The sequence below is a fragment of the Paenibacillus sp. cl123 genome, assembly GCF_900101595.1.
GTDB lineage: Bacteria > Bacillota > Bacilli > Paenibacillales > NBRC-103111 > Paenibacillus_G.
This window is the reverse complement of record NZ_FMYY01000006.1, coordinates 182,309-201,862: the sequence shown is the minus strand read 5'-3', so window position 1 is coordinate 201,862 and position 19,554 is coordinate 182,309. Positions and strand designations below refer to the sequence as shown.

Here is a 19,554-nt window from a genome sequence, read left to right as displayed (position 1 = left end):
CGCTTTTCCATCCCATATCCATTCCCTTTTTTCGACTGCGTTCTTTCTTCCATTTCTCCAAAAGTTCGGTAAATACCGCGCGGCCTGCGGCTGATGGGGTTTCCATGGGCTGTTTCAACTCGCAGTTTCAACTTTCTATCGGCTCTCCTCCCCCCATGTTTTAGTTCCGTCAATAGCACTTAGTTCCATGAAGGAAGTAAATTCCCTGATGCACAAAAAACAACCGTATCCCGGCTAAGACCGGCATACGGCTGTCTAGACGCCTTATTCGAATCCGAGCTGCCGGACGAAGCGGCGGAACGCCTCCTGCCCCGCATCATTGCGCTTGAACACGCCGGCATCCGTCAGCACGCTCTCGAACTTGCGGCCCACCTCGGCCTGCAGCGTCAGCGCCGCCTGCTCGCGCGTCTGAGCGGTTCCATGCTTGCGGGCAAGCTCCTGCAGCCAGGAGGCATGCTTGTGGAGCGGATGCTGGGCATCGGCGGCGATGGCGTCCGGCTGCAGCTCACCGGTCAACGCACCGGCAGCCAGCTCCAGCTCATCCTTCAACCGGCCGGGAAGCACAGCCAGCCCCATCACCTCGATCAGGCCGATGTTCTCCTTCTTGATGTGATGCAGCTCCTGATGCGGATGAAAGATGCCGTCAGGATGCTCTTCGCTTGTCCGGTTGTTGCGCAATACGAGATCCAGCTCGTATTCGCCCGAAGCATTGTTGCGGGCGATCGGCGTGACCGTATTATGCGGCACCTGCGCTCCGTCCTGCTCGCTGAATGCCAGCACTTCGCTGGCAGGATCGCTGTATGCGCGCCAGCTGTCCAGAATATGCGAAGCGAGCTCCAGCAGCGCCACGCGATCATGGCTCGAGATGCGGAGAACCGACATCGGCCACTTGACGATCCCGAGCTTCACTCCGCTGTAGGCCGGGGAGGAGAACTTCGCCTCGACAGGCGCCAGCTCCATCGGAAACTTATGACGTCCCCCCTGGAAATGATCATGGCTCAGAATCGACCCGCCGACGATAGGCAGATCGGCGTTGGAGCCGATAAAATAATGCGGGAACAGCTCCACGAAGTCGAGCAGCCGCTCGAACGAATAACGCGACATCTTCATAGGGCGATGCTCCCGGTCGAAGATGATGCTGTGCTCGTTATAATACACGTAAGGCGAGTATTGGAAATACCACGGCTCTCCGGTCAGCTCCAGCGGAATGACCCGCAGGTTCTGCCTCGCCGGATGGTTAAGCCGGCCCGCATAACCTACGTTTTCTACACACAGCAGGCACTTGGGGTAGTGGCTGGCCTTGGCGTTTTTGAGCATGGCGATTTCCTTCGGGTCCTTCTCCGGTTTGGACAGATTCACCGTAATCTCCAGATCGCCATAGTCCGTCGCCGCCAGCCAATACAGGTTGTTGTTGATCCGGTCCATGCGGATATAGTTGGAATCGGTGCTTAGCTTGTAGAAGTCGTCCGTCGCGCGCTCGATCCCCTCCCGCTTGGCCGTCGCCCAGAAGCGGTGAATGACCTCGGACGGACGCGGCAGCAGAGCGCCCATGATGCGCGCATCCAGCAGGTCGCGAAGAGTCGTGTTGTCTTCCTCCAGCAACCCGGTCAAGGCCGCATAATCAAGCAGCGGCGCGAGCAGCTCATTGACGCTTGCCCCGCTCGCATCCTCGCATTCGCCCTCGTAAGACTCCTCCAGCTTCAGCATATCGAGCAGCGCATTGCGCGCGGCGATGGCATCAAGCGGTTCCAGCAGCTTGCGGTGCATCCCGAATTGCAGCAGGCGCTCGATATCGTATGCAGCCTTGCGGGCGGCATCGCCTTGGAACGTATGGCTTTCTGACGTACTCATCTGATCCACTCCTGATCCGGGAGTCCGGCAGCGTCCGTCGAGAGCTAGAGGACGTATTCCGCCGGAATTTCCCCCTAGAGTCCTCTCCGGTTCTGCCCGGATGCTCCGTTTGTCATAAATATATCTAACTCAGGTCTGCTTACTTGTCATAGCCGTCCGGACAAGCCTGATGCCACGCCCAGGCCGAGGCGATGATACGCTCCAGCGAATCGCGCTGCGGCGCCCAGCCCAGCTCGGTGCGCGCCCGCTCCGAGGAAGCGACCAGTGAAGCCGGATCGCCCGCCCGGCGAGCCTCCACCACGGCAGGGATCGGATGTCCGGTCACCTGACGGGCGATGTCGATCACTTCCTTGACCGAAAAGCCCTTGCCGTTGCCCAGGTTGTAAATACGGCTCTCGCTTCCCTCCCGCAGCTTCTGTACAGCGAGAATGTGGGCATCCGCCAGATCGGTCACATGAATATAATCGCGGATGCAGGTGCCGTCCGGCGTCTCGTAATCGTCGCCGAAGACGGAGATATGCGGACGCTGGCCGAGCGCTACCTGCAAAATGATCGGGATCAGATGCGTCTCCGGAGAATGATCCTCTCCGATGCCGCCTCCTTCGCGAGCGCCGGCAGCGTTGAAATAGCGTAGAGATACATATTTGATGCCGTGAGCGGTATCGAACCACTTCATCATCTTCTCCATCGCCAGCTTCGTTTCGCCATAGGCGTTCGTCGGCAGGGTGCGGTCCGTCTCCAGAATCGGCACATTCTCGGGTTCTCCGTATGTCGCAGCCGTCGAGGAGAACACGATCCGCTTGATGTTGTGCTCGTTCATAACCTCCAGCAGACATAAAGTGCCGTACACGTTATTGTGATAATATTTTCCCGGGTCCTTCATGCTCTCGCCGACCAGCGAGTTCGCAGCGAAATGAATGACCGCGTCGATATCGTTTTCTGCAAATACTTGGCCCAGAAAAGCTTTGTCGCGCAGGTCGCCGACATACAGCTTGCCTCCGAGCAGCGCCTCGCGATGGCCCTGCTCCAGATTATCGACGACCACAACCTCCTCGCCGCGCTCCAGCAGCTCCGCTACCGTATGCGAACCGATGTAGCCCGCGCCTCCCGTTACCAATACCGCCATGTGCCTCTCTCCTCCCGTTGATCTGCTTGAAGCGTGGGCTCCCCTGTCAGCGCGGTTTCAGATCCGCTCGGGTTTGCCTTGCTTTTGTAATTCACTTCGGATATGCAACAGTTCGCAGCATGCAGGCTTTACAATTCCTTGACGCCGTCCCCGATATCGCAAACGTAGAAGCTGGCTTCCAGCCCGGTTTTCTCCCGGTACGCCTGTCCGACCTCGCGGATAAATCTCTCCACACTGTCCTCATGCACCAGCGACACCGTGCAGCCGCCGAAGCCTGCGCCCGTCATCCGGGCTCCGAGTACGCCCGGCACCTGCCAGGCAGCCTCCACCATCGTATCCAGCTCGAATCCGGTCACTTCATAGAGATCGCGCAGCGATACATGGGAGGCGTTCATCAGCTTGCCGAACGCTTCCAGATCTCCGAGCTCCAGCACCTTGATGGACTGCAGCACCCGGTCAATTTCCTCCACGACATGACGCGCCCGCTTGCGAACCGTTTCGTCCTGAATCAAGTGCTCCGCTTCCTCGTATTCAGCCAGTGACAGCTGTCCGAGCAGCGTCAGCTCCGGATGCCGGCCGCGCAGCTCGGCGACCGCCTGCTCGCATTGGGAGCGGCGCTCGTTGTATGCCGAATCGACCAGCCCGCGCTTTTTGTTCGTGTTGCCGATCACCAGCTTGTAAGCGCCGCTTTGGAACGGCACATGGCGGTATTCCAGCGTATCGCACATCAGCAGCACGGCATGATCCTTCTTGCCCATAGCGACGGCAAATTGATCCATGATCCCGCATTTGACCCCGATAAACTCGTTCTCCGCCTTCTGGGAGAGCAGCGCGATCTTTACCTTGTCCGTCGGCTGCCCTTCCATCGTCAGCAGAGCGAATGCGGTCACTACCTCGATGGAAGCCGAGGAGGACAGGCCCGCCCCATTCGGGATGGCTCCGCTGAACAGCATATCGTAGCCGCCGACCGCAACGCCGCCAAGCTGGAGCTCGCGGATAACGCCCTTCGGATAGTTCATCCAGTCGTCCGCCGGATCATTGACAAGGGATTGAATGGAAATATGTTGGCGCTGCTCGAAGTTCGTGGAAGCGAGCCCCACTTGCCCGTCCTCCCGCTTGCGCACCAGCAGCGTCGTGCCGAAGGTCAGCGCCGCCGGAAACACGTACCCGCCGTTGTAATCCGTATGCTCGCCGATCAGATTTACGCGTCCGGGCGCATGGAACACCCGGATGGGATGGCTGTCGTCCGCCCCGTATAGGTCAACGAACCGTTGCTGCAAAGCTTGAATATCCGCCATTGTGAGCTTCACCTCGAGTATTGGATTATTCGCCTGCCGGCTCTTGTGCCGGACATGGCGATATGGATTGATATCAGTATAGCGTCCGGACGCGCCGGAAACTATGGAACGATGTCAGTTCCGTATGGAAAAATGTTAGATCCCTATGCTACAATCAAGTAAAACCGAGGACGCCGGACCGGCTCCGTCCCCCTGCCGCCGCGTATTGTTTCTCTCCGCCGCGCAGCCGACTATTCGCCTGCCCGCCTTGCCTGGGCTACTTGCCTGCCTGTCTGTCGCCTGCACCCTGAACGAAAGGAGCCGTCTCCCGCATGTCTTCCGCCGAGAAACGCAAAGACAGTTATTATGTCGTATCGAATCCTTCCGCACCGTCCAAAGACCGCTCCCTGGTCGTGCTGTTCGCCGGCAACAGCCAGACCAAGCCGGGACATAAACCCGGTCCCAAGGTCGTCGACTATTATTTGCTGCATCACGTGCTCTCCGGCAGAGGCACCTACACCTGCGCCGGGCAAATGCATGAACTGGGACCGGGAGATACGTTTCTTATCGAGCCGGGCTCCCTCGTCCAATATACGGCCGATCTCGACGCTCCTTGGCAATATCGCTGGATCGCCTTCGAGGGCACAGCCGCCCTCAGCCTGCTGAGCGAAGCAGGCCTTGGCTCCCGCCAGCTCATCGTCGCCACCGGCCGCAGCCGGCTTGTGCCTTCCCTGTTCCTCCAGGTGCAGGAGGCGTTCCAGACGAGAGCGACGGGCGCTTCACTGAAGGCCGCAGGCTGTCTCCACCTGCTTCTGGCGGAGTTCGCCCAAGCGCTGCAGCAAGCCGAGCCGGGGCAGCCCGCCGCGGAGACAAGCGGCGCGCGCACGGTGCAGCAAGCCGTGCAATATTTATCCGCGCAATATGCCGAGCCGATTACGATCGAGCTGATGGCGGAGGCGCTGGGCTACAACCGGGCTTATTTGTCCACGATGTTCAAAGCGCATACCGGCGTAAGCCCCGTGACCTTCCTGCTCAGCCTCCGTCTGGACAAGGCGCGCCATCTGCTGCGCGAGCGTCCGGAGCTCACCGTCGAGCAGATCGCCTCATCCGTCGGCTTCCAGGACCCGCTCCATTTCTCCAAGCAGTTCAAGCGCCGCTACCAGAGCTCGCCGACCGACTACCGGCATTCGGTGCTGTCCCGGAGGGGAGAAGGGTGACGGGGGCTCGGAACAGAGTCTTCTTCACTTCACCAGCGGCAGCATAAAGGCGATGCACGCCCCTTGGCCAAGCCGGCTGTGAGCCCAGATGCGCCCGCCGTGGAAATCGATGATTTCCTTGGCGATCGCAAGCCCAAGTCCGCTGCCGCCGCCGGCCGTATTGCGCGACTTGTCTTTTTTGTAGAAGCGGTCGAAAATATAAGGCAGGTCCTCAGGCGCTATGCCGGCCCCGTTATCCTGCACCTGAACGACCAGCGAATGCTCGTCCGCCGTGAACTGTAGCTGAATAAGCCCTCCCTCGGGCGTGTACTTGACCGCATTGTAAATAATATTGGTCAGCACCTGATCGATCCGGTCGATGTCGACGCGGACGATAGGCGGCCGCCCGTCTCCGGGATGCAGGATGCGGGAGGTCGTCTCGAAGCGCAGACCCGCCCCTGCCAGCTCCAGCTCATAACGCTCGTCGAAGAACCGGACCAGCTCATCTGTGCCGATGGTCTGGATATCGAATTCCATCTGCCTGGCTTCCAGCTTGGAGAGCTGGAACAAGTCCTTGATCAGCCGGCTTAGCCCGAGAATCCGGTTATGAATCAGCTTCAAATATTGCTGCTGCTGCTCCGGCTTGACCACCCCGTCCATCAGCGCTTCGACATAGCCCTGGATAAGCGTCATCGGCGTGCCCAGATCATGCGAGATATTGCTGAGCAGATGCCGCCGCGAGGTCTCCAGCCGAGCCAGCTCCTCGTTGACGAGCTCCAGACTCCGGTTAATGCGCTCCAGCTCGGCGGTACGATCGCGGATTTTTTGCTCCAGACCGGCGTTCAACTCCCGCATTTGCCTGGATAGCGTTTCGACGGATGTCATCGCCTTGACCGATCGGGCGCTCAGGATGAAGGAAGCCAGCAATGTTCCGAGCAGCAGACCGAACAACGACAGCTGTCCGACAAAGGCCGGCTCCTGGCCGATCAGCTCGTCTCCGAGCATCGCCCCCAGACATGCGGCCGCTCCGAGAATCACGAAGATCGCACCCTCCCTGCCGCGTTTGTACGCCAGCCCCAAGCAGACCAGCAGCCACGCGCCCAGCAGCACGGAAGCCCCTTCGTAGAATCGGACGGTGCCGCTTATCCAGGAAGACGGCAGCAAGAACGCGCATAACGTGCTGATCGCGCCAAGTCCGATCATGAGCCGCACCAGCCGCCTTGGAACCTCCGCAGGATAGAGACGCTCAACGAACAGACCGATCGCAGGAGCGCTCAGGAACAAGCTTATGTAAGAGATCCGGGTAACCGTCAGATGGGAGAGTCCAGCCTGCCAGACGTAAGAGACGCCGTCGCTGAGGAACAGAGCCCGGATGCCGAGCAGCAGACAGAAGCAGCCGAACCAGAAGGACTCCATCTCCTTGCGCCTGAGCAAAAATTGGACGATATAATGAACGCCAAGCACCAGCAAGCCGCCGACGGCGGCCATGTCGATGGACAAGCTCGCTTTCGCCTCGGCATCGATCTTCTCCGCCAAGCCGAGATACGGAGCGCTCCAGCCGCCTCCTTTGACCGGCTGTCCGTAGAGCTGCAGCACAAGCTCCGCCTTGCCGTCCGCGGGAGTGAACAGCAGCGTCCGCGCGCCCTGATCGGGCAGCGAGTCTGCCTCTTCGCCTCTCCCCCTGCCCGCCTCCGCCAGCAGCTCGCCGTTCAGCCACAATTGGTAAGCTGTGTGGATAGCCGGCATCTGCACGGCAAACCTCCGGGAGGAAGCGTCCAGCGCCACGGTCAGCCGGTAGGTCGCGAATGCTTCCCCGGTCTGCATATCGGGCAGAGCCGCTCCCTTCTTCCAGTGATCCGGAAGCTTTGCGAACTCGGGGGATTCGGCTCTCGTCCGGGCCGGACCGGGGAAGTCCGATGAGCCGAGATCGGGCAGCCAATACAGCTCCCATTCGCCATTTAACCGGGCGCCGGAACGCTTCTCCCACGGGTATCCCTGCAGATCCAGCCGGCCCCCATCCGCGAGTACGGACGATTCTGCAAAGGTCATCAGCCGGTGCAGGGGAGCCGCGGCGAGCAAGGTAAACAAAAATATAGCCATGACGACCCAAAACCATTTATAATAAGAATAGTTCCTGGAAATCGATACCACTTTCTTTCTTGAGAACTTGTCTCGGGAATGGACTATTCATCTGTGCACGACCGGTTGGAGGAGAGCTTTGATGTCTGGAGAAAAAATTTTGATCGTGGACGATGAGACGGAAATCGTCGAGCTGATTACATTATATTTAAGAAAAGAGGGATTTGACGTACTTAGCTCCTCCAATGGAGCGGAAGCCATCGAGATGGTCCGTCTGTACAGACCGGATCTGGTCATATTGGATATTTTGCTGCCGGAGCTCGACGGAATTGAAGTATGCCGTCAGATACGCAAGCATTATACGACGCCGATCCTCTTTCTGAGCTGCAAAAGCGAAGACATGGACATCATCCTCGGCTTCAGCATCGGCGGGGATGATTATATGACCAAGCCTTTCAGCCCCGGGCAGCTTGTAGCCCGCGTCAAAGCGCATTTGCGCCGGAGCCAGCTGCTGGAGCAGCACAAAGAGGAGGCCCAGATTTTGTCCTACCCGGGCCTGGAGATCGACCTGCTGAGCCGTACCGTCAAAGTGAGGGGACGGCCCGTACCCTTATCCTCGAAGGAGTTCGACCTGCTCCTGCATCTGGCCCGGACACCGGGCCAAGTGATGTCGCTCGAGCAGCTGTACAAGCTTACCTGGGGAGTGGACAGCAACGGCGATACCCGTACGCTGCTCGTTCACATCAGCAACCTGCGCAAAAAAGTGGAGCCGAACCCTGCCGATCCCCGGTATATTTTGACCGTCCGCGGAACCGGCTACAAATTCAATGGCTGAGCGGCGGCTTAACGGGTCGGCTCATGACCGATCAGACGGAGCAGCTCCGAAAGCTCCGTCTCGGTCAGCTCCCGCCACTTCCCCACGGGGAGCGAGGCCAGCCGGATATTCATGATGCGCACGCGCTTCAGCCGCCGGACCTCATAGCCGAAGGCGCTGCACATCCGGCGGATTTGCCGGTTAAGCCCTTGCGTGAGGATGATCCGGAAGGTCCGCTCATCGATCCGGCTGATCTTGCACGGCTTGGTCGTCGTCCCCAGGATGCGCACGCCCGAGGCCATCCCTTGCAGGAATACAGCCGTGACCGGGCGGTCGACGGTGACGATGTATTCCTTCTCATGCTCGTTCTCCGAGCGGAGCACCTTGTTGACGATATCTCCGTCATTGGTCATCAGAATCAAACCTTCGGAGTCCTTATCCAGACGCCCGATCGGGAAGATCCGCTCGCGGTGGCCTACGAAATCTACAATATTGCCCTGCACGTGGCGCTCCGTCGTACTGGTGATGCCTACCGGCTTGTTCAAGGCGATATAGACCGCCTTGGTTTTCACGCTAATCGGCCGGCCGTCCACCAGCACGCGATCTCCCTCGTTCACCTGCGCGCCGAGGTCGGCCTTCACGCCGTTGATCGTCACCCGGCCGGCTTCGACGAGCTTGTCTACCTCCCGCCGGGAGCATAGGCCCGTCTCGCTGATATATTTATTGATTCGCATAGCTATTCTCGCTTTCCTTTCGATATCGGCGGCTTTTTTCATACCTGCCGTTCGCTGCTTATCATATCATGTTTCTGGGGGATTTCGCGTGACCTTTCCGGCTAAAACCGTCTTTTACTTCAGCTTCTACATGTTCGCGCTCAGCTTGACGCTGCTGCTTGCGCCCGGGTGGCTCGCCGGGATGCTCGGCTACGGGCCGGACAGCTACATCTGGGTCCGCCTGATCGGGATGTTCCTGCTGTACTTGGCTTTCGATTATTTCCAAGCCTCGCGCGAGAATATGCGCGGCTTCTTCTACCTGACCGTGTACACGCGCGCTTCCATCCCGGCGTTCATGGCGGTCTTCGTCATGCTCGGCATGCTGAAGCCCATCTTCCTCCTGCTCAGCATGATCGACTTCAGCGGAGCCATGCTTACCTGGGGAGCGCTGCGCAGCACGAGCCGCAAAAAGCGGACATCGACTTCGGCAGAGGATGAATCATCCGGTTTATCCGATTAGAATACGGAGGAAGGAAGCTGGTAAGCACGGCAGCCTCCTGTCTGTTCTGGCAGATGCCACCCCGGTTCATCCGGCAGCCTTCCCTGCCGGATGCGAACCCGGAACTGCCGGCGATGCTCCGCTTCTTCCTCCTTAGCCGCCAGTCCATGCGGCCTCACATGCCCTCATACCGTTCTCCGCTCCAGCAGGCGGCAGGACAGCTCCCGTTTCTGGGGCCGTTCCGAACGCCCTGTCACCTGATCGTGGAGCAAACGGAAGGCGGCCTCACCCATCATATCCAGCTGGTTGTCAATCGTCGTGATGCCGAGCACCCGCGCTATCGGCTGATTATCCAGTCCGATGACGGCCAGATCCTCCGGTACGCGCAGTCCGCAGCGCTCCGCCTCCGCCAGGATGCCGGCGGCTACCGTGTCGCCGGCTACCAGCAGGGCGGTAGGACGCTCCTCCATATCCAGCAGGCGGCCGACCACTCGCGCACCGTCCTCCATCTGGATGCAGTCGCTGAACATCCACTGCTCCCGGACAGGCTCGCCCAGCTCGTTCATAATCGCTAAATAAGCCTCGCGGCGAAGCATGCCGCTGCTGCTGTCCGTCCGGCTCAGGCAATAGCCGATGCGCCGGTGACCTTTGCGGATCAAATACCGGATGCCCAGCTCGAAGCAGCCGTAATGATCGACATAAACCGCCGAAATCGGCAGCTCCCCCACATCCTCGCAAGCTACGATCGGTCCCCATCCCGTATAAGCTCGAATGATGTCCCAGGACGAAGCCTTGGAGCAGATGACCAGCCCGTCAAGCTGCTTCATCTTCAGCATCTCCAGCACCTCCAGCTCCTTGTCCGGCTCATAGTTGGTCTGACACAGCAGCAGCTGGACATGATTCTGGAGGGCTCCATGGCCGATCCCTTCCACCAATGCTCCGAAATACGCATGATTCACATAAGGAAGCATAACCCCGATCATATTGGTTTTGCCTTTAATCAGATGAACCGCATTGGCGTTGCGCGCATAATCCAAGGCTTCCACCGCCGCTTGGACGGCCTCCCGCTTGGCTTCCGATACGTAGGGATGTCCGTTCAGGACGCGCGAGACAGTCGTCACCGATACGCCGGCCGCCTGGGCGATTTGTTTGATGTTAGCCACGAGCCCCACCCTTTGCTTGTCGAGGATAACCGCCTTAAGGCTTCTTTCAATGCCGTGTGTTTACCAAGAAATCGAACAATCACCGGAGCCATACTTTCTGAAGATATTGAAAAAATGGCTTGACATGAAATGCATTTCACAAAGTAAGCTGAACGGGAAGCGAGCGACAACCGTACCGTATTTGCCGCTGAGGCAGATTCACAAGCGGCTTCCACATCGCTTCACCTGCGGCAAGACGGCGTGACGGGTGTGTCCTGCGACGACCGGCGTGACGGATGCCGCAAAGATCATGCAGAGCGAGGAATCGACTATGCCCCATCATGGAACCTATGTATTTTTCGATATCGACGGCACTCTGCTGGACCACAGCAACCGTCTGCCCGAGTCGACCAGACAAGCGGTGAAGGAGCTTCAAGCAAACGGCATTACGACGATTCTCTCCACCGGACGCATGCCCACTCAGTTCGCCTGGCTGCGGGAAGAGCTTGGCATCGACTCTTACGTGTCGGCCAACGGCCAGTATGTCGTGCATCAAGGCCGCGAAATTCACGCCTCTCGGATGGACCCGGAGCGCCTGGAAGCCATGCATGCTTTCGCTTCGGATCGCGGGCATTGCCTGGCCTTCAGCAGCGATACGCTGCTATGCGCTTCCCATGCCGCCCATCCTCTGCTTGGCGACAGCTTCGGCTCGCTGCAGCTGGAGTATCCTTCGGTCGATCCTTTGTTCTATAAGCATTCCCCGGTCTATCAGGCGTATTTATTTTGCCCCGATGCCGACGGAGGGCTGTATGCGGAGAGCTTCCCCGAATACCGCTTCTACCGCTGGCATGCGCTGGCCGCAGACGTCATGCCGGCCGGGGGCTCCAAAGCCGTCGGCATCGGCAAGCTGCTGGACGTGCTGGGGGCTTCCCCCGAGCGCTGCTACGCCTTCGGCGACGGGCTGAACGACAAGGAGATGCTGTCTCTGGTCGGCACCGGGATCGCTATGGGCAACGCCCCGGATGAAGTCAAGCAGCTGGCCGACCTGGTCACCGGCACCAGCTCGCAGGACGGCATAAGACAAGGGCTCAAGCTCGTCGGCTTGCTGTAGCCAGATGCCTCCAGTATAGCATAGGACTGCCTCGTATGCCGCAGGTCCGCATTTGCGGATTGGAGCACATTGGGCAGTCCGCGCTGTCCGGCTTGTACGGCTTTCCCCCCTCGTCTCTTGTCCGCCTTGTCCGCCTTGCCGCCTTGCCGTCTTGTTCGTCTTACCGTCTCCCCCCTTACTCGCCTCTTCCAACTTGTCCGCCTCACCCACCTTGCCCGTTTTACCCGCCTTGACCGCCTCATTATTTCGTCCGATTTGCCCGCCTTTGTCCAACTTGTACGTGTTGTCCGCCTTATCTGTCTCGTTCACCTTCTCCGACTTCCCCGCCTTGTCCGCCTTATCTGTCTCGTTCACCTTCTCCGACTTCCCCGCCTTGTCCGCTTTGTCGCCTCGAATTCCTTGTCGAATATACGACTATGCGGCGCATCCATAGGGTTGTCTTCTTGGCGACTTAGGTGGATAGGGTAGTCGGTGCGAGTCGTATTTTGGCAAATATGGTTTTTTTCTGTTTCAGCCTGTCCCATCCTGTTTAAGTAATGGGTACTCGGTCAGCTCTGCCTACCTTGCCGGCGGGTTCGTGCACCGAAGTATTTAATCGAAGGAGTGTTCGTGTATGTCTCGTAAGAAAACGCTGCCGTCGATCGCAAAGCCATTTGCCCATGTCCACAGTACGCTTGCTACGCTTGGTTTCACCAAGTCGCCAGCCCTATCGGGCGTCGTCTACGAACTGTCGTTTCGAGATCCCTCCTCTTCGAGGGAGTACCCCTTTCGGTTATATGCACAAACACAGGACAACGGCTTGACCCATATTAACTTAAATGAAGCTACGTTTGCCGGCAAAGGTGAGGTTCCGGCCGCTATCACAGGGGCCGCGCGCGAGATTCTGGTCGATATCGCCGATTACCTGGACACAAGTCCGTCCAAGACAAAATTTCTGCCCGTCGAAACAGCCATGAATGGCCATATGGCAAGCAATGAGGAGGAAGTCCGGCGTCTGGGCCGATCTATGGCCAAGCTGCCGACAAATGCCAAGATCCGTGCAGGCGGCATGCATCCCGATCCCGTCCAATAGTAGACGTGTAACCAGGCTAACCGCTCCATACGAACATGTAGAGGGCCCCTTCCGGTGTGTGCTGCCGGTCGGGCGCCCTTTTTTAGCCTAAGAAGACGCAGATAAAGCCTCGGGAGTTTTAGTGAAATCTGTTTGCCGAATATTCCGAAGCTTGAGACCGCCCGCAGGCTTGCAGCGCCCGGCCGGGCCGCTCACAGCTCGTTTAAGACCAACGGCGAGCTTGCACTCATAATCCAGGCTCGATGCGACTTCGATTCACGCAATCATTGTCCGCCTGTCGGCCTACTCGGAAAGGCTTACTAAACATCCACGGTGAGCTCTGCATGCAGCATGCAGCATGCAACAATTCTCCGGCGGCAAAAGAATCCGCACCCGGTTTCCCGGTCATTTCGCTTGGCCACCACGCCAAAACGATACCGGCTTACGAATAAACTAACTGTGCGCAGGCAACAGCCAAACCGCCATTAAAAAACGGGACACTATCAGCAAGGGGGTCGTCACCTATGAATAATCCCCGTCATTCGCATATACCGGATAATAACCGGAAGAAATCTTCCCCCGCCCAAGCGATGCGGTCGGCTTGGGGTTCTTCCGCTCCGGGGCCGGCTTCAAGGCCAGCCCCTGTGGAACGCGCGGCGGAGAAAGCCGCCGACAATCGCCGCATGCCGAAGCTTCCCGGCAGCGCAAACGAGCGCAGCCAGGCGGCAGGCAGCGAGAGCATCGCCCGGCCCGCCGAAGCCGCCTCGCCGGACGAGGCAGACGCCCCGGGCGCGCTAAAGCGCCGGCCTGCCCCGGAAGCCGAAGGCCCCGCCCCGCCACCGCCAACGACGGGCACAGAGCAGCCGACGAGGGCCGAGGCAGCCGATGGAAAACGGGTCAATGCCCCGTTAACGGAACCGCCGCAGACAGCAGTACGGAAGCCTCCCGGCGTGAGCGCCGCCGCTGCCGGGCTGCCGCGCACCAAGAAGCCGCGCACCCTACTCTGGATAAGCGCCTTCGGCTTCCTCTTGCTCGTGCTGGCCATGGGTCTGCTGTCCGGCTGGGTTAGCGGGCTGGATATCAGCAAGCTGGAGCATCCGCTGCCGGAACCGAGTCTGGTCCTAGACGCGAACGGACAGCCGGTCTCCCAGCTGTCCTCCTCGAGAATGGAGCCGGTACCGCTGGCGCAAATTCCTAAGTCGCTGCAGAACGCCATCATCGCTGTCGAAGACCGGCGCTTCTACGAGCACCGCGGCTATGATCTGAGGTCGATGGCACGGGCGCTGCTGCGCGATCTGCAGGCCGGTTCGCTTGAAGAAGGCGGCAGCACCATCACTCAGCAGCTCGCCAAAAATATGTTCCTTTCCTCCGACAAGACGTTGACGAGAAAAATCAAGGAGCTGGGCTACGCGGTCAAAATTCATGTCTCTCACAGCAAAGAAGAGATTTTGGAGCTGTATTTGAACAGCATTTATTTCGGCGAAGGACGGTGGGGCGTGCAGGGAGCGGCTCAGCAATATTTCGGCAAATCCGTCGAGAAGCTGTCCTTATCAGAGGCAGCCCTGCTGGCCGGGCTCCCCAAAGCGCCGAACCGCTTCTCTCCGCTCCGCAATCCCGAAGCGGCGTTGGAGCGCCGCAATCTCGTGCTGTCGCTTATGAAGGAGCAGGAGATGATCACGGCAGAGGATTATGCGAAGGCGTCCGCCGAGCCGCTGAATCTGCATACCGACAACGGAGAGTCCCTGAAGGGGAAATTCCCCGCATTCGTCGACTATGTGATGGATGAAGCCGCGGCCAAATACGGATTGACTGAGCAGCAGATCCTGACGCAGGGACTGCGCATCCATACGACAATGGATCTGAATTTGCAGCAGACGGCAGATAGCGTATTCGCCCAGGCGGAGCTGTTCCCCGCCAGTCCTGACGATCGGCCCATCCAAGGGGCGGCCGTCGTGCTCGACCCGGCGACCGGTGCCGTACGGGCTATCGTCGGCGGCCGAGGCGAGCAGACTTACCGCGGCTTCAACCGGGCCACGGAGCTTAAGCGTCAGCCCGGCTCGGCGTTCAAGCCTTTGGCCGTCTACGGTCCGGCTCTGGAGCTCGGCTACACGGCCGCCTCTCCGCTCTTCGACGGAGAGCTGGACATAGCCGGTTACCGGCCGCGTGACTGGGACGGCAAAACCCGCGGGGAGGTTACCCTGCAGGAGGCGGTCATCCGGTCTTGGAACATTCCGGCGGTTTGGCTGCTGAACGAGATCGGCATAGAGACCGGTCTCGACTATTTGCGCCGTACCGGCATTGCGCTCACCGAGGAAGACCGGCACTTGAGCCTCGCGCTCGGCGGACTGAGCCAAGGCGTCTCTCCGCTCCAGATGGCCTCCGCTTACGGCGCGATCGCCAACCAGGGTGTCCGGCATGAAGCGCATGCCATCGTCCGCATCACAGCGAAGGACGGCAGCGTGCTGGTTGAGGCGCAGCCCCCGCAAACGACCGTCACCTCGCCTCTTCATGCGTATGCGCTGACCTCGCTGCTGCAGGAGGCCGTAACTTCGGGCACCGGCACGGCCGCCAATATCCCGGGCAGGCCAACGGCCGGCAAAACCGGCACGACCCAGCTGCCGGACACGGAGGAATTTGCTTCCGCAGGCAGCCAGGGAGCCAAAGACGCCTGGTTTGTCGGCTATACGCCCGAGCTGGCGGCTGCTATTTGGATCGGATACGATCAGACAGACCGCAATCACTATTTGACCACCTCGGGCGGGTCCGTGCCGGCTGTCCTGTTCCGTGAGATTATGTCGCGGGGACTGCAGGGAACGGCCGTGAAGCCGTTCCCCGTGCCGCCGGAGGTGCTGCGGGCCCGAGAGGAAGAGAAGGCCAGACTGCAGGCAGAGCAGAGAGAAAAAGAGAAACGGGAGAAGGAAGAGAAGCGGGAGAAGGAGAAGGAAGCTCCGGGGAAAAACAAGAAAGAGGAAAACTCTAAAAAGAAGAAGGACAACGAGAAAAACAGCCCGGCGGAGCGATGGATCGAAGATATCCGCAATAAGCTGCGGGATTCGCGCAAGGACGATGGATGACGGACATTCCATTTCCCCTTCGGCAACGGGATTGCCGCTTGTCATTTATAGCGATTATTTCGCTCAGGTAGGAGACCGCAGCAGCAGCTAAAAAGCATCGACCACAAGGTCGATGCTTTTTAGTTGAACCATTTACTCCATGTTAGAGCATTGTATATATCTCATCATTTCCGACACGCCCTTCATTTGCTTTTCCAACTGCTCATTCAGCTTCTGAAGAGCCGCTTTGAAGGAGCGTTCGATTGTCGTTAGATCATGGGTCTCCAAAGCTTCCAGCAGCTGCTTCATGCTGTCAATGAAAAAGACGGTTTTTCTTAAGCTGCTTAGCACAATAATCTTTTTTAATTCCTGCGACGTGAAAACTCGATATCTGTTTTCCTGATTCCGCTTGGCGCGCAGCAGCCCTTCCTTTTCCCAATGCCGAATAGCGGACGGGTTTACGCCGGCGATAGCGGCGACCTCCCCGATTTTCAACTCTTCCGTGACCCGTATATTTCTGTACATGGAGAAATCAGTTTGATGAATGAGGCCCATGATCTCTTCGATTCGCTGCTTTTCTACCTGAATATTGTATTGTTGTAAATTAATCGCCCAAAGCGCTTGTTCGACGCGGCCTTTTTTCAATAAGCTCATGACCTTGTAGGCGGTAGGCACATCGAATCCTTTGATCAAGGACCGCAGTGCAAGGAAAGCTTGAACATGCAACGAAGTATAAGTTCTTCGGTTACTGGCTGTCCGAGGTACGTCAGGCACCAAATCAAGACTTTCATATCTTCGCAAGGTTGTGGTGCTGACACGAAGTTTCTTTGCCATCTGTTTTGGCGTAAAAGTTTTGTCCACCTGCGGCACCTTCCTTAAAGTCAAACTCTCAAGTTCAGCAACAATATTATAAGAAACAAGAGCCGTCCGCACAACGCTTCCCGGCAGATCAAATGAAATCTTGCATGAATGTTATATGATCGAATTGGAGATGAGCGATCGAGGAGGGGAACTTAATGAACAAGGATGAGCTTGCTCAATCGTACCGGAATCTGAAGCCTGGCGAATGGCTGACGTTCGGCACGTATCCGCAGTCTGCAGACGGTGGAGAATCGGCGATCCAATGGCGTGTTCTTCAAAATTCAGGAAGCGAGCTGTTTGTTTTGAGCGAATATATTCTGGACTGCAAGAGGTATCACGGCAAAACAGCGGATCTGAAGTGGCGTGATAGCATGGAAATAACGTGGCATGACTGCGATTTGCGCGAGTGGCTGAATGATGAATTCTACAACGCCGCATTCCATGCCGCCGAAAAGCAATTCATACCGGCGACTGTCTGCACGGACAACGGCGAAGGTTGCCCGGATACGGCGGACAAGGTCTTTCTGCTTAGCGCAGCCGAAATAAAAGCTTTAACCGAGGTCCACGGCAAGGAGTTGAGGCGCGCTGCCGGAACCGCTTTTGCCAAAACGAAAAAGCCCGACGGATGCAGCTTGTACGTTTATGATAAAACGAACAAAGACAACTATATCGTCAGAGACGGCGAAGAGGCCGGCTGTTCCTGGTGGTGGCTGCGAACCCAGGGAAACAAGCCTTCACGTGCGTTTTTCATAGGGCCCGGTTGCAGTATTCGCAGCTATGGAAACAACAGTATAGACGGCTATGGCGTACGACCCGCTTTAAAAATCAATTTCTCATGATTGACATACAGGGAGGTAACATATGGCTGACATGACAACGAAAAAAACGGCACTAAAGATGAACCGCTGGCCTAAAGCTACCCTGGCGGCGGGTCGGCGTCATACTGTTGGTCTCCACGCTGACGGCACGTTGATAGCTGTTGGGGATAATAAATATGGCCAATGTGAGGTAAGCGGCTGGCGCGATATGGTGGCTGTGGCGGCCGGCAATGTTCATATGGCGACGAACACAGGCAATGCTCATACGGTCGGACTTCAATCGGACGGCAAGGTGGCGGCTGTGGGCTGGAACAAGCATAACCAATGCGATGTAAACGAATGGCGCGATATCGTAGCGGTTGCGGCGGGCTGGCGTCGTACTGTTGGGCTTAAACCGGATGGCACGGCGGTGGCCGTGGGCCACAATCATGACGGGGAATGTCAAGTAAGCGGCTGGCACGATATGGTGGCGATCGCGGCGGGGGATTGGCATACGATCGGTCTTCGATCGGACGGTACGGTGACGGCTGTAGGAAATAATAGGTACGGCCAATGCCAGGTCAGCGATTGGCGGGGCATAGTGGCCATAGCCGGAGGATACCTGCATACCGTCGGCCTTCAATCGGACGGCACAGCGGTTGCTGCGGGTTTGAAAAGGCATGGCCAATGCGATATCAGCGGCTGGCGCGATATAGTGTCGATTGCGGCGGGCAGCAGCCATACCGTCGGCCTCAAATCGGACGGCACCGTGGTTGCTGTGGGGTTGAATACGTATGGCCAATGTGAGGTAAGCGGCTGGCGCGGCATCCAGCTGCCCGGTAATTAGTCCCTCCCCATCACCCGGTCAGGCGATTGTATAGTCCTCTGCTACCTCCAGGTTCCGGCATGAAAGGATACAATCGCTGACAGGGTTACATCAAGCAGCCGCCATCACGCTTCCGCATTCTCACCGCTCCCTCGCGGCACATGCTCCCAGCGGCCCGCATGCTTGACGAGCAGGGACGGCATGCTCTCGTCTTCCCCGCCTGCAATCAGCAGCCGGACCTTGGTCAGCCAGTGGTCGAAGCCTTCATACCCCGCCAGCTTGCGGGCCGTTTCCCCGGTCACATAGAGGAAGAACGGCGATCTGTACTTCTCCTCCAGAAACCGGAAGGCCGTATCCGCAGGCGTGTACTTCTTCCGCTTTCCTTCGAATCGCTCGATCGTCCAGTCCGTCAGCGGGTCCGCTTCTTCGATCAGCTGCTCCAACGCCTCTACCCGGCGGTAGTAAGGCTCGGCAGCCCGCTTGTCCATACGCCGTATCGTTTCCTCGTGCAGCGGGTAAAACACGATCTTGGCAAAATGCCGCTCCTCCGCAACCTTCAGCAGCACAAGCAGCTCCTGCCTGGTATAGCCTTCAAAGCTGTCGTACACCCAGATCGTACCGCGCTCCTTCTCCCGTTCTTTGGGCAGCTCATATCCGAAGGGCACTCTCAGGTTTTGTTTGGGCATGGCTGATTCCTCCCTTGCAGCACTTGGTTCTAGTATACCGTTCATGAATCGGTTTTCCTCATGGAAGTAAAACCAATGATTCGGAGGACGCCGGCACTGACCGGTCCGCGTCCCTTCTCTCCGGCCAGCTTGGACAGTCTCAGCCGGGTCCAAGCATAGTTCTGCCGCCTTCTGCGCAACGTAAGCAGGGACGAGCCGACAGCATAGGCCATCGTCCACTTCATGAAGAGGAGGGCCCGCTCATGTCAGAAAATAAAAAGCATCAAGGCAACTACGAAGGCACCGCCTCCATGTCCGCAGAAAATCAAGACATGGAATTCGTCAACGATACCGTCGAAAATGTGAAGACAGCTAAAAACTTGAATGGCGCGACGCAAAAAGAGAAGAAATAATATTCGTTTCCGCGAAGGAAGATTACCTATTTCCCCTTCATGTCGCATGAACGCATGAAGCCTGCGGGAAAAGGAAGGCA

18 protein-coding genes are annotated in these 19,554 nt (G+C 58.1%); 9 read left to right on the top strand and 9 right to left on the bottom strand.

Features of this window, described 5'->3' with window-relative positions; genetic code table 11:
- Positions 1–264 precede the first annotated feature (264 nt).
- From BLR08_RS12885 to BLR08_RS12875, 3 genes are all read right to left on the bottom strand, one after another.
- Positions 265–1,851, bottom strand: a complete 1,587-nt coding sequence (locus BLR08_RS12885; RefSeq protein ID WP_072329616.1) for a UDP-glucose--hexose-1-phosphate uridylyltransferase — start codon at positions 1,849–1,851, stop codon at positions 265–267.
- Positions 1,852–1,990: 139 nt separating this feature from the next.
- A complete protein-coding gene (galE, locus tag BLR08_RS12880; RefSeq protein WP_072329615.1) occupies positions 1,991–2,977 on the bottom strand; it encodes a UDP-glucose 4-epimerase GalE in 987 nt (328 codons plus the stop codon).
- A 128-nt stretch (positions 2,978–3,105) separates the two neighbouring features.
- Positions 3,106–4,275 (bottom strand): galactokinase, encoded by a 1,170-nt coding sequence (locus BLR08_RS12875; RefSeq protein ID WP_072329614.1) that lies wholly within the window; start codon positions 4,273–4,275, stop codon positions 3,106–3,108.
- Positions 4,276–4,586: 311 nt separating this feature from the next.
- Between BLR08_RS12875 and BLR08_RS12870 the strand changes: the two genes are divergently transcribed.
- Positions 4,587–5,471: an AraC family transcriptional regulator gene (locus BLR08_RS12870; RefSeq protein WP_072329613.1), complete on the top strand. Its 885-nt coding sequence runs from the start codon at positions 4,587–4,589 to the stop codon at positions 5,469–5,471.
- Between the two features lie 24 nt (positions 5,472–5,495).
- On the opposite strand, the gene BLR08_RS12865 is transcribed toward BLR08_RS12870, so the two are convergent.
- Positions 5,496–7,550, bottom strand: a complete 2,055-nt coding sequence (locus BLR08_RS12865) for a sensor histidine kinase (protein ID WP_083536984.1) — start codon at positions 7,548–7,550, stop codon at positions 5,496–5,498.
- A gap of 121 nt (positions 7,551–7,671) precedes the next feature.
- On the opposite strand from BLR08_RS12865, the gene BLR08_RS12860 reads away from it, so the two are divergent.
- Complete coding sequence (locus BLR08_RS12860) at positions 7,672–8,364, top strand: response regulator transcription factor (RefSeq protein WP_072329611.1); 693 nt, start codon at positions 7,672–7,674, stop codon at positions 8,362–8,364.
- A gap of 8 nt (positions 8,365–8,372) precedes the next feature.
- On the opposite strand, the gene rluF is transcribed toward BLR08_RS12860, so the two are convergent.
- On the bottom strand, positions 8,373–9,077 hold the full coding sequence (gene rluF / locus BLR08_RS12855; RefSeq protein ID WP_072329610.1) for a 23S rRNA pseudouridine(2604) synthase RluF: 705 nt from the start codon (positions 9,075–9,077) through the stop codon (positions 8,373–8,375).
- 88 nt (positions 9,078–9,165) lie between these two features.
- Here rluF and BLR08_RS12850 point away from each other — a divergent pair, with 88 nt between their 5' ends.
- A complete protein-coding gene (locus tag BLR08_RS12850) occupies positions 9,166–9,576 on the top strand; it encodes a hypothetical protein (RefSeq protein ID WP_072329609.1) in 411 nt (136 codons plus the stop codon).
- Between the two features lie 164 nt (positions 9,577–9,740).
- Here the strand turns inward: BLR08_RS12850 and BLR08_RS12845 are convergent, their stop codons facing one another.
- Positions 9,741–10,718 carry a LacI family DNA-binding transcriptional regulator gene (locus BLR08_RS12845; RefSeq protein ID WP_072329608.1) on the bottom strand — a complete coding sequence of 326 codons (978 nt, stop codon included), beginning with the start codon at positions 10,716–10,718 and terminating at the stop codon, positions 9,741–9,743.
- Positions 10,719–10,965: 247 nt separating this feature from the next.
- On the opposite strand from BLR08_RS12845, the gene BLR08_RS12840 reads away from it, so the two are divergent.
- The 3 genes from BLR08_RS12840 to BLR08_RS12830 all read left to right on the top strand — a co-directional run bounded on the left by BLR08_RS12840 (position 10,966) and on the right by BLR08_RS12830 (position 15,933).
- A complete protein-coding gene (locus BLR08_RS12840) occupies positions 10,966–11,808 on the top strand; it encodes a Cof-type HAD-IIB family hydrolase (RefSeq protein ID WP_256257541.1) in 843 nt (280 codons plus the stop codon).
- Positions 11,809–12,421: 613 nt separating this feature from the next.
- Positions 12,422–12,880, top strand: coding sequence for a hypothetical protein (locus BLR08_RS12835; protein ID WP_072329607.1), 459 nt, complete (start codon positions 12,422–12,424; stop codon positions 12,878–12,880).
- A 503-nt stretch (positions 12,881–13,383) separates the two neighbouring features.
- Positions 13,384–15,933 carry a PBP1A family penicillin-binding protein gene (locus BLR08_RS12830; RefSeq protein ID WP_072329606.1) on the top strand — a complete coding sequence of 850 codons (2,550 nt, stop codon included), beginning with the start codon at positions 13,384–13,386 and terminating at the stop codon, positions 15,931–15,933.
- Between the two features lie 132 nt (positions 15,934–16,065).
- Here the strand turns inward: BLR08_RS12830 and BLR08_RS12825 are convergent, their stop codons facing one another.
- A complete protein-coding gene (locus BLR08_RS12825; protein ID WP_072329605.1) occupies positions 16,066–16,773 on the bottom strand; it encodes a MerR family DNA-binding transcriptional regulator in 708 nt (235 codons plus the stop codon).
- Positions 16,774–16,928: 155 nt separating this feature from the next.
- Here BLR08_RS12825 and BLR08_RS12820 point away from each other — a divergent pair, with 155 nt between their 5' ends.
- Together BLR08_RS12820 and BLR08_RS12815 are read left to right on the top strand one after the other, a co-directional pair.
- Positions 16,929–17,612: a DUF6273 domain-containing protein gene (locus BLR08_RS12820; RefSeq protein WP_072329604.1), complete on the top strand. Its 684-nt coding sequence runs from the start codon at positions 16,929–16,931 to the stop codon at positions 17,610–17,612.
- Positions 17,613–17,634: 22 nt separating this feature from the next.
- Positions 17,635–18,417, top strand: coding sequence for an RCC1 domain-containing protein (locus tag BLR08_RS12815; protein ID WP_090586108.1), 783 nt, complete (start codon positions 17,635–17,637; stop codon positions 18,415–18,417).
- Positions 18,418–18,521: 104 nt separating this feature from the next.
- On the opposite strand, the gene BLR08_RS12810 is transcribed toward BLR08_RS12815, so the two are convergent.
- Together BLR08_RS12810 and BLR08_RS30645 are read right to left on the bottom strand one after the other, a co-directional pair.
- Positions 18,522–19,082, bottom strand: coding sequence for a hypothetical protein (locus BLR08_RS12810; protein WP_072329602.1), 561 nt, complete (start codon positions 19,080–19,082; stop codon positions 18,522–18,524).
- Between the two features lie 41 nt (positions 19,083–19,123).
- On the bottom strand, positions 19,124–19,306 hold the full coding sequence (locus tag BLR08_RS30645; protein ID WP_143014368.1) for a hypothetical protein: 183 nt from the start codon (positions 19,304–19,306) through the stop codon (positions 19,124–19,126).
- Positions 19,307–19,324: 18 nt separating this feature from the next.
- Here BLR08_RS30645 and BLR08_RS31110 point away from each other — a divergent pair, with 18 nt between their 5' ends.
- A complete protein-coding gene (locus tag BLR08_RS31110) occupies positions 19,325–19,474 on the top strand; it encodes a hypothetical protein (RefSeq protein WP_176835507.1) in 150 nt (49 codons plus the stop codon).
- The last annotated feature ends 80 nt before the right edge of the window (positions 19,475–19,554 follow it).